Origin of the sequence: Arthrobacter sp. cf158, from assembly GCF_900106835.1 — a bacterium.
Classification (GTDB): Bacteria; Actinomycetota; Actinomycetes; order Actinomycetales; family Micrococcaceae; genus Arthrobacter.
This window is the reverse complement of record NZ_FNNR01000007.1, coordinates 277,301-289,679: the sequence shown is the minus strand read 5'-3', so window position 1 is coordinate 289,679 and position 12,379 is coordinate 277,301. Positions and strand designations below refer to the sequence as shown.

Annotated in this window: 14 protein-coding genes; 8 read left to right on the top strand and 6 right to left on the bottom strand. The window is 62.3% G+C overall.

Annotation, left to right across the window (positions count from 1 at the left end):
• Positions 1–2 precede the first annotated feature (2 nt).
• From BLW08_RS15980 to BLW08_RS15965, 4 genes are read left to right on the top strand one after another with little or no spacing between them, the layout of a single operon-like run.
• Positions 3–1,214, top strand: coding sequence for an MFS transporter (locus tag BLW08_RS15980; protein WP_091326403.1), 1,212 nt, complete (start codon positions 3–5; stop codon positions 1,212–1,214).
• Entirely contained in the window at positions 1,211–2,482 is a 1,272-nt protein-coding gene (locus BLW08_RS15975; RefSeq protein ID WP_091326305.1) for an FG-GAP repeat domain-containing protein, read from the top strand. Before BLW08_RS15980 ends, BLW08_RS15975 begins: the two co-directional genes overlap by 4 nt.
• Complete coding sequence (locus BLW08_RS15970; RefSeq protein WP_217639249.1) at positions 2,482–4,179, top strand: FAD-binding oxidoreductase; 1,698 nt, start codon at positions 2,482–2,484, stop codon at positions 4,177–4,179. The genes BLW08_RS15975 and BLW08_RS15970 overlap by 1 nt, the downstream gene beginning before the upstream one ends.
• The gene (locus BLW08_RS15965) at positions 4,176–5,363 is read left to right on the top strand and encodes an acyltransferase family protein (RefSeq protein WP_090824632.1); all 1,188 of its coding nucleotides are present in this window, start codon (positions 4,176–4,178) and stop codon (positions 5,361–5,363) included. Before BLW08_RS15970 ends, BLW08_RS15965 begins: the two co-directional genes overlap by 4 nt.
• A gap of 73 nt (positions 5,364–5,436) precedes the next feature.
• Here the strand turns inward: BLW08_RS15965 and BLW08_RS15960 are convergent, their stop codons facing one another.
• Entirely contained in the window at positions 5,437–6,318 is an 882-nt protein-coding gene (locus BLW08_RS15960; RefSeq protein WP_091326303.1) for a helix-turn-helix transcriptional regulator, read from the bottom strand.
• Between the two features lie 322 nt (positions 6,319–6,640).
• Here BLW08_RS15960 and BLW08_RS15955 point away from each other — a divergent pair, with 322 nt between their 5' ends.
• A complete protein-coding gene (locus BLW08_RS15955; protein ID WP_091326399.1) occupies positions 6,641–8,029 on the top strand; it encodes an MFS transporter in 1,389 nt (462 codons plus the stop codon).
• Positions 8,030–8,210: 181 nt separating this feature from the next.
• Here the strand turns inward: BLW08_RS15955 and BLW08_RS15950 are convergent, their stop codons facing one another.
• The 4 genes from BLW08_RS15950 to BLW08_RS15935 form a co-directional block, all read right to left on the bottom strand.
• The gene (locus BLW08_RS15950; RefSeq protein WP_091326301.1) at positions 8,211–8,630 is read right to left on the bottom strand and encodes a serine protease inhibitor; all 420 of its coding nucleotides are present in this window, start codon (positions 8,628–8,630) and stop codon (positions 8,211–8,213) included.
• A 29-nt stretch (positions 8,631–8,659) separates the two neighbouring features.
• Positions 8,660–9,598: a 3-methyladenine DNA glycosylase gene (locus BLW08_RS15945; RefSeq protein WP_091326300.1), complete on the bottom strand. Its 939-nt coding sequence runs from the start codon at positions 9,596–9,598 to the stop codon at positions 8,660–8,662.
• Entirely contained in the window at positions 9,585–10,112 is a 528-nt protein-coding gene (locus tag BLW08_RS15940; RefSeq protein WP_091326298.1) for an SSI family serine proteinase inhibitor, read from the bottom strand. The genes BLW08_RS15945 and BLW08_RS15940 overlap by 14 nt, the downstream gene beginning before the upstream one ends.
• 115 nt (positions 10,113–10,227) lie before the next feature.
• Positions 10,228–10,692, bottom strand: a complete 465-nt coding sequence (locus BLW08_RS15935) for a MarR family winged helix-turn-helix transcriptional regulator (RefSeq protein ID WP_090824642.1) — start codon at positions 10,690–10,692, stop codon at positions 10,228–10,230.
• 94 nt (positions 10,693–10,786) lie between these two features.
• On the opposite strand from BLW08_RS15935, the gene BLW08_RS15930 reads away from it, so the two are divergent.
• The 3 genes from BLW08_RS15930 (at position 10,787) to BLW08_RS15920 (ending at position 11,817) form a co-directional block, all read left to right on the top strand.
• The gene (locus BLW08_RS15930) at positions 10,787–11,011 is read left to right on the top strand and encodes a hypothetical protein (RefSeq protein ID WP_091326296.1); all 225 of its coding nucleotides are present in this window, start codon (positions 10,787–10,789) and stop codon (positions 11,009–11,011) included.
• A 121-nt stretch (positions 11,012–11,132) separates the two neighbouring features.
• Positions 11,133–11,366: a hypothetical protein gene (locus BLW08_RS15925; protein WP_090824646.1), complete on the top strand. Its 234-nt coding sequence runs from the start codon at positions 11,133–11,135 to the stop codon at positions 11,364–11,366.
• A gap of 100 nt (positions 11,367–11,466) precedes the next feature.
• Positions 11,467–11,817 carry a LapA family protein gene (locus tag BLW08_RS15920; RefSeq protein WP_090824648.1) on the top strand — a complete coding sequence of 117 codons (351 nt, stop codon included), beginning with the start codon at positions 11,467–11,469 and terminating at the stop codon, positions 11,815–11,817.
• Between the two features lie 111 nt (positions 11,818–11,928).
• On the opposite strand, the gene BLW08_RS15915 is transcribed toward BLW08_RS15920, so the two are convergent.
• Complete coding sequence (locus BLW08_RS15915; protein ID WP_011773410.1) at positions 11,929–12,228, bottom strand: DUF4193 domain-containing protein; 300 nt, start codon at positions 12,226–12,228, stop codon at positions 11,929–11,931.
• Between the last annotated feature and the right edge of the window lie 151 nt (positions 12,229–12,379).

Here is a 12,379-nt window from a genome sequence, read left to right as displayed (position 1 = left end):
GGATGCCGTTGGGGCTGCTGGCCCTCGCGGTGGGAGGCTTCGGCATCGGCCTCACCGAGTTCGTCATCCTGGGACTGTTGCCGGAGGTGGCGGCGGATTTCTCCGTCAGCATTCCGGTTGCCGGGCACCTGGTTTCCGGGTACGCATTAAGCGTCGCCGTCGGAGGGGTGCTGGTGACTGCAGCGACGGCGGCCCTTCGCCCCAAGACTGTTCTGTGCGCCTTGATGGTGCTCTTCATTCTGGGAAACCTGCTGTCAGCGGTGGCCGGGGACTACGCAACCATGTTTGCGGGCAGAATCGTGGCGGCGCTGTGCCACGGGGCGTTCTTCGGGATTGGAGCCGTGTTGGCTTCACAGCTGGTCACCCCGGATCGCAAAGCCAGGGCGATCTCCATCATGTTCGCCGGGCTGACCATCGCCAACGTCCTCGGCGTTCCCATGGGTACGTTCCTCGGCCAACAGCTGGGATGGAGGTCCACTTTCTGGGCGATCACCATTGTGGGAATCATCGCCCTGGCCGGACTGATGGCCTACGTACCGGCGCAGGACGCCGTCGAGCGGGGACCGGGACAGCTGCGACGCGAGCTCGGGGCTTTCACGTCCGGCCAGGTGTGGCTGTCCATTCTGGTCACCGTCTTCGGGTTCGGGGCCATGTTCGGCGCGTTCACTTACATCGCACCGATGCTCACCGAGCTCGCCGGGATGCCGGCAGGGGCGGTGCCGTGGATGCTGGTCATTTTCGGCGTCGGACTGTTCACCGGGAACATCATCGGTGGCAAGGCGGCGGACGGAAACCTGGACAAATCCTTGGTGGCCCTCCTCTCGGCATTGACCGTTGTTTTGCTGGTCTTCACAGTCACCGTCCATAACCCGTGGGGTGCAGCGGTGACATTGTTCCTCCTCGGTGCTGTCGGATTCGCGGCAGTGCCCGGAATGCAGACCCGCGTCCTGTCCTTCGCGCACAGAGCGCCAACGCTGGCTTCCGGAGTCAACATCTCCGCGTTCAACCTTGGCAACGCGATAGGCGCCCACCTCGGCGGGACAACCATCGCGGCAGGGCTTGGCTTGGCCTCACCCATCTGGGTTGGCGCGGGCCTGGCCATCATCGCTGTCGCGCTCATTGCGTCAGCGTCGCTGATGCTGCGACGAACGAACACCTCAGGCACACCGGAAACAGCACCATCACCCGTACTCACACGAAAGGTACTCTCATGACTCCACCAGCGATCCCCAAGACCACACCCACTCTGGATGTCACCGAACCGGTATTCGGAACCGAGACAGTCACGGACTTCCTGCGCGACGGCTACTGGCTGGAAGCGGCAGATATTGACGGCGACGGCAAGCCGGACCTCGTTGGCTACGGCCTGAAAGTCGGTGAAATCTACTGGTACAAAAACCCCACCTGGGAAAAGAAGCTGGTGCTGGACAAGATCAAAGAACCCGTCGGCATGGACTTCGGTGACATCACTGGTGACGGCACCACGGACCTGGTGGTTTGCTACCAGCTTTATGGTCCGGGCGGAACCATCCACCACGCTGACCCCGAAGGCGGCAAGATCGACTGGCTGGAAAACCCCGGCAACCCGTCCGAAGCCACCGAAAACTGGAAGCGGCATTACGTCGGGCGTGCCATCGGCATGCACCGTTTGCGCGTCGGCCACTTCACGCGTACGGACAAGATCCAGATCATCGGGTTCCCCATCGTTGCCGTCGAGGACGTCCACGCTGTCCTGCCCGTGGTGCTGTTCACCCCTACCGATGACCCTCGCGCCGAATGGGACAAGGAAATCATCAGCGACTCGGACTTCCGGATGATCCACGGCGTCGCCAAGAAGGGTGGACTGATTCCCGGCTCACCGCTGGACTCCATCCTCATGGCCTCCGATGAAGGCGTCACGTGGCTTTACTACGACCAGGACAACAGCACCTGGGCTTGGGAGCACATCGGAGACGGCGAGGAAAGCCAATTCGAGAAAACCACCTTCAAAGGCAGCGGGGACGTCGACGGCGGCCGCATCGGCGATGATCCTCTGGCCTACGTCGCCGCGATTGAACCTTTCCACGGCAACACCGTCGCTGTGTACGTGCGCAGCGGGGGAGACGCGGAGGCTGCGGGATGGACACGGCACCTGCTGGACATCTACGGGGACCCGAACCAGAACGGTGAGGGCCCCGGTCACACTGTCATGTGCCGCGATTTCGATGGAGACGGCGACGACGAATTCCTGATTGGCCTGCGCGGTCCGGACCCCTGGCAGGGCGCGTACTACTACAAAGCCGTAGATCTGGCGAAGGGCCTGTTCCTGAAATGGAAGGTCTCCGGGGAGTCCATCGCCCGGATCGTTGCCGGTGACTTCACCGGCAACGGCGCAGAAGATTTCGCCACCATCTCCTACTCGGTCCAGCACTACTTCGTTGCCCCCAAAGCCGAAATCACCCTGCACCCGAACAACACCGTCCAACGTGGAGGATCGAACTGATGACAACCACCCAAAAGACCGGCATTGGCAGACGGTTCTTCATGGCAGGGTCCGCCGGCACCATCGCGGCAGCTTCCTTGGCCGCACTCGGAACCGCCGATGCCCCGCAGGCGCAGGCCGCAACGGAATCCGCGACTGTACCTGATGGCTCGGTCATCAAATCCGGGGACTCCCGCTATGCGGACCTCATGACCGGCAACAACCAGCGCTTCGTCTCCCATCCCGACTACGTCCGGTTGATCACCAGCACCAGGGACGCCGAGGATGCCGTCCGCGAAGCAGTCCGCACCGGAAAGAAAGTCTCTGTACGAAGCGGCGGCCACTGCTTTGCTGATTTTGTCTGCAACCCTTCCATCCAGGTCATCCTTGATGTGTCCCCGATGAACGCGGTGTACTACGACAAAAAGATGGGGGCCTTCGCAGTGGAGCCCGGCGCCCGCCTCATGAACGTCTACGAAACGCTGTACAAGAATTGGGGCGTCACCGTTCCCGGCGGCATCTGCTACAGCGTCGGTGCAGGCGGTCACATAGCCGGAGGCGGCTACGGCTTGCTCTCCCGCTCGCACGGACTGGTGGTGGACCACCTCTACGCCGTCGAAGTGGTGACCGTGGACGCGCGCCGTAAAGTCCGCACTGTCACCGCGACTAGCGACGACAAAGGCGAGCTCGGTGACCTGTGGTGGGCACACACCGGCGGAGGCGGGGGCAACTGGGGCATCGTTACCAAATACTGGTTCCGGTCTCCGGGAACTCAGGGCAAGAACCCCTCAGAGCAACTGGTCAAGGCTCCCTCCACCGTTTTGGTCAGTGCCATTTCCATTCCGTGGGACCAGCTGGATGACATCAAATTCAGGCGCCTCATCACCAACTTCGGAACCTGGCATGAGAAATACAGGCAGCCAGGGACCCCGGAATCACACCTCAGCAGCCTCTTCAACGTGAGCTCCAAAGCCCATGGAAGCCTGGGAATGTTCACCCAGATCGACGCGGCGGCTCCGGACGCCAAGGGCGTGATGGAACGCTACGTGGAAGCGATCCTGGACGGAGTTGCCATCACTCCCGAGCCCTTGGAGAAACCCAACGGCGAGATCCCGGCCATGCCCGGGTTCTTCAAGACCCGTGAAATCCCGTGGCTGCAGGCTACCCGCCTGGTAGGCACTGATAACCCGGTTATCACCAACCCCACCAGCCGTGGCGCCCATAAATCGGCATATCTCAACCAGAAGTTCACCGATGACCAGATTGCGGTGCTCTACCGTCAGATGAGCAGGCCGGACTTCACCAACCCCAACACCATGCTGGTGCTGTTCTCCTTCGGCGGACAGGTCAATGCTGTGGCTCCTGACGCCACAGCAAACGCGCAGCGCCAATCCGCGTTCAAATTCTGCCTCCAAACGTTTTGGTCGGAGGCAGCAGATGATGATTTCTACCTTGGCTGGGAGCGGGAAACCTACCAGGGCATGTTCAAAACCACGGGCGGCGTACCCGTCCCAGGCGAGCAGCTGGACGGCTGCTACATCAACTATCCGGACGTTGATGTAGCCACCAGCGAGCACAACAGCTCCGGTGTTGGCTGGCAGACCCTGTACTTCAAGGGAAACTACCCCCGGCTTCAGCGAGCCAAGGCAAGCTGGGACCCCAGCAACTTCTTCACCCACAGCCTCGGCATCGAGCTCCCGGCAGGACGTGCATCATGACCGCCCCGGTTCCCGAGGCGACCACCGCCCGGCCCCGGCTCAGCAAGCTGCCCTCCCTGACAGGGTTGCGTTTCTTCGCTGCGCTGTTGGTGTTCTTCTTCCACATCACGCTGTCCAACTCACCCATACCGCCCAACGATCCCATCAACCCGTTCGCCGACGCCGGGCTCGGATCAACCCTTGAATGGATGGTCAGCAAAGCCGGCTACGTGGGGGTCTCGTTCTTCTTCGTCCTGAGCGGCTTCCTGCTGGCCTGGGCGTCGAAGCCGGGGGAGGCAAAACGTCACTTCTGGCGGCGCCGGTTGTTGAAGATCTTCCCTAACCACCTGGTGATGTGGGCGCTGTCCATGATCCTGTTCGCAGCTGCAATCAACCCTCCACTTGGATGGATCAGCAACCTCTTTTTGGTGAACTCGTTCATCCCGGATGCCTCCGTCTACGTTGCGGTCAACCCGCCGTCATGGACGCTGAACAGCGAACTGCTCTTCTACATGCTGTTCCCTTTGCTCATGGTCCCCATCAGGAAGATTCCCGGCAACCGGCTGTGGGTATGGGCATGGGCCACCGTTGGCGCGATGATCGCGGTGCAGCTGGTCACCACGTACCTGATCCCTGCCACGCCGGTATCGGCGCTGACACCCATCTCTGAAGCCCAGTTCTGGTTCGGGTACATTTTTCCGCCCGCACGGCTGTTCGAATTCATCCTTGGCTCCATCCTGGCCCGGATAGTCCTGTCAGGGCGCTGGGTTCCCTTGAAGATGTGGCACACCCTGGTGCTCTGCGTCGCCGGCTACGCCGCCGCAATGGTGGTCCCGTTTGTTTACTCCTTCAACGTGGCCACCATCATTCCGGTCGCGGCGATCATCTGCACGGTTGCAACCCGGGACATCGCAGGCCATACAAGCTTCCTTGGCTCCAAACCCATGGTGTGGCTGGGGAACATCTCCTTTGGCTTCTACCTGTGCCAGGGAGTGGTGATCTTCTACGGACGCATTCTCCTTGGTAACGAGGTGTACCCAACGCCTGTCGCCTTGCTGGTGGTGGCCGGATTCTTTGTGGCTACGTTGTTGGGCGGATGGGCCCTGTACGCCCTCGTGGAGAAGCCAGTGATGGACCGCTGGGCGCGGCCGCGGCCCAAGCAGGTCCAGCCTGAGCCCGTTCGGGCCACAGTGACCGCCTCATAGACGCGGAAGAACGGAAGGCCCGATCCTGGTGGATCGGGCCTTCCCGTTGTATGAAGCCGTAGTGCTCAGGACATTACCTGGTAGCGGGATGTGGAGCTTCTTCCGTCACGCCGGCCTCGCTGGAAGTCAACAATTGCAGGGCTTCGGCTGCGGGCGTTCCGGGATCGGCGGTGTACATCAGGATCCGGTGTCCCGATTCGTCGGGCGGGGTCAGGACCTCGAAGTTGAGCTCAATATCGCCTACCTCAGGGTGATGCATGTACTTCAGGCCGGACATGCAGTTCTCCACAGGGTGCCGTGCCCACAAATTGGCGAACTCTTCACTGTTCATGGTCAACTCACCAACCAATGAGGCGAGTTCCGGGTCGTCGGTGGCGCGGCCCGCCACCAGCCGCAGCGATGACACCGCACGGGTGGCCTCTTCAAGCCAGCGTGTGTAGAGCTCGCGGGTGTGGCGGTCCAGGAACAGCAGCCGCGTCATGTTGGGCCTCGTTGAAGGCGTCTCGGGCGCGGCGAAGTCCAAGTGACCAGCCACAAGCCTGTGACCAATCCGGTTCCAGGCGAGCACTTCACTGCGGCGTCCCAAGACGACGGCGGGTGTGTTGGACATCGACTGGATGAGCCGCAAGGTGCCGGGCCTTACCTTGTCCGGCTTGGTCAGTGTCCGCCTTTTGGTCGTCCCGGGCCGGGCAAGATTGAAAAGGTGCGCGCGCTCATCGGTGTTCAGGTTAAGCGCCCGGGCAATAGCATCGATGACCGCTTCGGAGGCGTTGTTACTGAGGCCCTGCTCCAAGCGGGTGTAGTAGGTGTTGCTGACGCCGGCAAGCATGGCGAGCTCTTCCCTGCGGAGGCCGGGTACGCGGCGGATGCCGTAGTTCAGAAGGCCAACGTCCTCTGGCTGTAAGGCAGCTCTTCGGACGCGAAGGAACTCCCCAAGTTCACTTAGATTACTCATGGGCCCATTCTGCCGGTCTTGAGCGGCGCTGTCCTGTCCCTGCCAGTGACACCTTGATACGACGTCGCACAAGTTCTTGTGACAAGACAATGGTGTCCAGGCAAGGTAGGGGCCTGTCCCGCCTGTCACTGCCAGGGGTAGGCAGAAGGGGGTGTGGTTGATCCCCAGGCCTTCCGTGAGTGTGGAGTTGTGAAGATGCCGTCCGCGGACGGCGACCCCTCCAGAGAAGGACAACTCCATGACCACGCAACCGGATGTCACCACAGGACCCGGCGTTCCACCCTTAGTCGAGGCCCAGCGGCCCGCTGAACCGACAAAACGTATGTCTGGCCGGCAAAGGCTGGCACTCATTGTTCTGCTCGCGGCGAGTTTCACCCTCGCCGTCGACTTCTCGATCCTCAACGTCGCGCTCCCGGCCATTGGCGCCGATGTAGGTTTCAGCTTGGAGAACCTCCAGTGGATTGCGACTGCATTCGCGCTCTGCGCTGCCGGGCTCACACTGTTGTTTGGTCGCGTGGCGGACATCGCAGGCCGCCGCAAGATGTTCATCATTGGCATGGCCTTGCTCGGCGCAGCATCTCTCGCCGGTGGCTTGGCTGCCGATCCTGCTTTGTTGCTTATCGCCCGGGTCGGCCAGGGTGTTGCAACGGCGATCGTGGTTCCGGCGGCACTGTCTTTGCTGCTGGCTTCGTTCCCGGAAGGTCCGCTGCGTGATAAAGCTTTGGGCCTCAACGGGTCCCTGATGGCTGCCGGGTTCACAACGGGGGCAATCCTCGGTGGACTGCTGACGGACCTGCTCAGCTGGCGATGGGCCTTCTTCATCAACGTTCCCGTAGCCATTGCAGTGCTCATCATCGCCCCTATTGTTTTGGCAGAGAGCAAGCCCGCCACCAAGTTGAGGTTGGACGTTCCCGGTGCCATCACGGTGACCCTCGGCCTTCTGGCGCTGGTGTTTGGTCTGACGAATGCCGCTGAGCACTCGTGGGCTGACCCGCTGACGCTGGGCTCCCTCGCAGCAGCCGTGGTGTTGTTCGTTGCCTTCGTGGCCGTCGAACGCCGAGCCGCATCACCGTTGGTACCGCTGGACATTCTCAAGCGCTCCACGGTCGCTTGGGGCAACATCGCGGGCATCCTTGCCTTCGTCACCGAAACATCCTTGGTATTCCTGTTGACGCTGTACCTGCAGCAGGTCCTCGGGTACACGCCGCTCGGTGCCGGCCTGGCTTTCGCAGTCCTGGGTCTCGGAACTGTTCTGGGTGGTGTTCTTGGCCCCAAGGTCATCGGAAAGATCGGCAACAAGAAAGCGATTGTCTACGGATTCATCGTCCAGGCCGTCGCCACCGGTGCCCTCGTGGTGCTCAGTGCGGACCCCGCCTCCATCGTCCTGCTGCTGGTTGCCACGTTTGTAGGGGGCGTCGCCAACCTCGTGGTGATCGTCGGATTCATGGTCACCGCAACCTCCGGACTGCCCGATGAAGAGCAGGGCCTCGCCACCGGGTTGGCAACCATGAGCCAGCAGATCGGCATCACCATGGGTATCCCGATCATGAGCGCCATCTTCACTGCACAGATCCTCGCAATCGGGAACAACGATGCCCCGGCCGTCCTCAGTGGCGTCACCACAGCTATTTGGGTCAATGCGGGCCTGTGCCTGCTCACGGCTCTGGTGGTGGGACTGTTCCTCCGCAAGCCCGCCCCGGCCGTCAGCTAGGGCTGGCCAGGTCCGCTATGGGCGGCACCTGGTCCTCGAACGGATCCAAACCCGGCCCGCGCTGCCCTGTGGGGGGAGTTATCCCCACAGGGCAGAGGCCCGCCGTGGTTCAGACGGCCCCGTACGTATAGGGTTTCCAAAAAGCTGGGTGTGATTCCCAGAACTGAGTGGGGGAATTGCCCTACACAGCGCCGGTGGAACCCCCGGTGTTCCCCAACAGGGCCGCCAACGTCTTCCACCGCGCGATCTCGCAGCCGTCCGTCCGGCTGAAGTGGCTAAGTACTTTGCGGCCACGGAACCAGCCCTTGACCACGGCCACTTGGGGGCCGCCGTACTGCTGCGTGCAGATTCGGTCCGGCCGCGGCTCGGGAAAGAAGATTTCTTCCCCGAATTGCTCGACGGCGGCAAGCGCCGCAGGTGCGTCCGGCAAATCCGAGTCCAGCGTTTCCGGGTCCGGGGACATGATGCCTGCGGCGGACCGCAGGTGGAACTCCCTGCTCTCAGCGCCAGGTGCCTCTGTCAGCGTGACTGTCAGGTCGACGTCGTATTCGCTCGTGCTTGGGTCGCTGTTGTTTGCGTCGTTCTCTTGCGGGGAAACCATGGGTACCTTTCGCTGGTGGCGGCGGGTGCCTAGGCAGCCAACCCGCTCAGCTGGTTCAGGAGCGGCCCCACTGCCTGGAGCACGCGGGCCCGCAGCTCCTGGGATTCGGCCGCGAAAGCCCGCTGGTACTCAACGTACTCGGCTTTGCCCTGCGGTGTCTCAATCCTGATGGGTGGGTAGCCCCATTCTTCGAGATCGTAAGGGGAGGCCTGCATGTCCATGGTCCGGATCCGCCACGACAACTCGAAGCAGTCCATCACCAGTCCACTGGGCAGCGCGGGCGTCAGCTTGTAGGCCCATTTGTAGAGGTCCATGTTGGCGTGCAGGCATCCCGGCTGCTCCATGGTCCGCTGGTTCTCACGGGTGGGCGTGAGCTCGTTCAGTGGGATGGCATCCGGTGTGTAGAAACGGAAGGCATCGAAATGGGAGCAGCGGATGCGGTTCTCTTCCACCACAGTGTCCGTGCCCTCGCCGCCGAGCCGGAGCTTCAAGTATTCGTGCCGCAGCTCGAACTTCTCCTGCCGGTACACCATGGCCCACTCGTGCAGCCCGAAGCAACCGAACTGGGCCGGCCGCTTCGCTGTGCCGCCCAGGATGATCCCCGCGAAACGGACTGCTTCCGCGCGGTCCGCCAGGAAGCCGTCCCGGTCAAAGGTGACCGCAGGGGTGCCCGCCGGCAATCCCGCAGAGGCGAGGTCGTCGTCGTCGAGCGTTCGGTAAAACTTCCACGCGGCGCGCTCCAGGGCGCGATCCCCGCTGAGGACCACTCCGTCGCCGGGATGCCAGCGGAGCAGCTGGCCCGGTTTCTGGGTGTAATACGTAAAGAGGAAGTCCTCGACGGGGTGCTTCTTACCTGCCGATCGTCGTGCCAGATAGGGATCTGCGTACCGGGCGACCCGCGCATGATGGGCTGCCTCCAGCCCGAGCCATTGCTCCTGGGGGAGGTGTTGCAGCCTAGAGTCCGCCATCTGAACCGAGGACGCTCTTCGCGGCGTCCCACAGGGCGATCTGGCAGCCGTCCGTGCGGCTGAAGGCGGCCGTGACTTCCTTGCCGTCCACGGCTCCGGTCACTGTGGCCGTGGCGGGACCGCCGTACTGCATGGTGCACGCCTGGTCCGTCCGGGGAGGTGCCGGGCTCAGGATGGCGGGGCTGTTCTTGATGGTGGCGCACGCTTCCGCTGCGGACGGATGCTTGCTTTCGGCGGCCGGCGTGCCGCCGGCACACACGAGTGTAAAGGTCTGAGGTGCCGCTTCCGGGGTCTCAAGGAGCGTGATGGAGAGCTCGGCGTTGCCCTGACCGGGGGTGGCCGGCTGGCTGCTGCTGGTGGGAGCGCTGCTGGAAGGAGCGTTGCTGGAAGGAGCCGCCGACGACGGTGCTTGGGTTGCGCTGCCCGTGGAGCCTGGGGTGGGGGTGCCGGAGCATGCGGCGAGGCCAGCGAGGGCCAGGACTGCCAACAGGGGCCGAACAAATCGCATGCGCATGGAATCTCCTAAGTTGCGTCCATTTTACGCGGCACGTGTGGTGCCCGCGTCCTCGCTTCAAGGAGACCACCGCGGCCCTGCGCTTGGCTAGGGATAGTGCGCGCTGATGTGGCGGTCAGGAAGAGCTGTTGCGTTGGGTAGCTGCAATCAGGCCCGTCATGGCCTGGTGGAGCCCGGCCACTTCTTCGCGGCTGAGTTGCAGGCGCTCGCGGATTTCGCCGGGAACGGCCGTTGCCTGCTCGCGGAGCGCTGCGCCCTTGGCTGTGAGCTTGATGGCCAATGCGCGCTCGTTGCCGGGCACCCGTTCGCGGGTGATGAGCTCGGCTTCCTCCAGCCGCTTCAGCAAGGGGGAGAGGGTGGCGGGCTCGTGGAGGAGGCTGTCGCTGATGTCCTTGAGGGTCCGCGGGCTCCGTTCCCAGAGCGCAAGCATCACCAGGTATTGGGGGTGGGTGAGCCCCAGGCGTTCCAGCACTGGCTTGTAGACGCCCACCACGCTTCGGGACGCCACGGTGAGGGCGAAGCAGAGCTGGCGCTCCAGCAGGAGGTCGTCCTCCTGGGTGGTGTCGCTGACGGTGGTCATGGTTTCCTCCTGCTTGATGCCCCAGTTAGTTAGTGTACTAATGATTAGCGTACTATGGACTTATTGAACCGTCTAAAAGAGGAGTCGATCAAGCGTGGCAAAGGAATCCCTTACGCGGAAGTTCATGCGCGCCACTGGGAAGTTTCGGGTCATTTTTGGTCCGGCGCAAAGCAGTTCCCTTGATCATGAAATGACCGAGGCAAACCGGAAGTTGCTTGCCCAGCGCCAGGCTGAGACGCAGCAATGGGAAACCCTCCGCCGCCCCGATGGCAGCACCTATGTGGTGCCCCGCAACCCGGACGACAAATCCCTGCGCTGACACCGCGCCAAGCCTCTGGCGCCGGAGCCTTTTGGGGCTGCCGGGCGTAAAATTGCCTCACGGGCGGCACGCAAGTGCCCTGCCGTTTTTTCTCTCCCGTAAGAAAGGAGGTGGAAGAACAATGGGACGCAAGTTGGAAGGCTTCCAGCATGTGACCGAAAGGCTGACGTACGTCTTTGGACCGGCAACCCACGGCGACACGGACTCCCCTGTGGTGCACAAGCATGACGACTTCGAGACGGCCTCCGAGCAGGACTTGAAGAACTTCGATGTCGAGACTGATTCGGAAGGCCATCACTACGCCGTTCGGAACAATGATCCGGGACCGACAAGCACGGATTACTCGATGAAATAGGCGGAAACGTCATCCAGCCGTCACGCCCCTGTTGTGCAATTCATCAGCATGCTTATGATGTTCATGGCACAGCATCAGCTGTCTGGGGAGGGGCCAATCCATGAGTTTCCAAGAAGATGCCGCAAGGATCCCTGTCGGTTCGGAACCGCAGGAACGCATAGTCGCGCCTCCGGTGCCGGGTCGGTCCAGGCCCACCCGGACCGCTGCGGTTTGGGTCGCGGTGGCTGTGGGGCTGGTCCTCCTGGTCATGTTGATCGTGTTCTTCGTTCAAAACCAGGACGAGATCACTGTCCGTTTCCTGGGATTTGAGGGGACCCTCGCGCTGGGGACCACGCTCTTCATCGCCGCCGTTGGTGGAGGGGTCCTGGTGGCCTTGGCGGGAGGGGCACGGATCCTCCAGCTTAGGATCGCCAACCACCGCCGGAACAAGACCGTGGGCGGCCCACTCTAGCGCTGGGCGTTAATTGCGGAAGGACCGGAGCGTTCGCTCCGGTCCTTCCGCAATTAAATCCCGACGGCGGCACTCCCTGACGATGTTTAGCCCGCCGGGGTGGTGGGTCGTCTAGCCTTCGCAGTCAGTGCAGTAGGCGACGCCATCTTTTTCGCGAGCGATCTGCGAACGGTGGCGGACCAGGAAGCAGGAGTGACAAGTGAACTCGTCGTTTGCCTGCGGAATGACCTGGATGACCAGTTCTTCAGCGACGATTTCGCCGCCGGGGCCGTTGGCATCGAGGCCATCGGTTTCGTCCAGTTCAAGCACGACACTCTTGGCCGTGGGAGCGCTGGCGGACTGGAGAGCCTGGAGGGACTGCTCCTGGTTCTCTTTTACATCGGTACGGAGTTCGTCGTAATCGGCTGCCACTTTTTAATGCCTCTTCGTGTTAGGGGGTTACCGGGTATGCAACGTACAGCATGCCACGAAAATTCCATACCATACCCCAGTTCTACCGCTTGTGGCGAAAACCACGTGGGTGACGGCCAAAAAAGCCGCCACCCAGCGTCATTTCGCACCT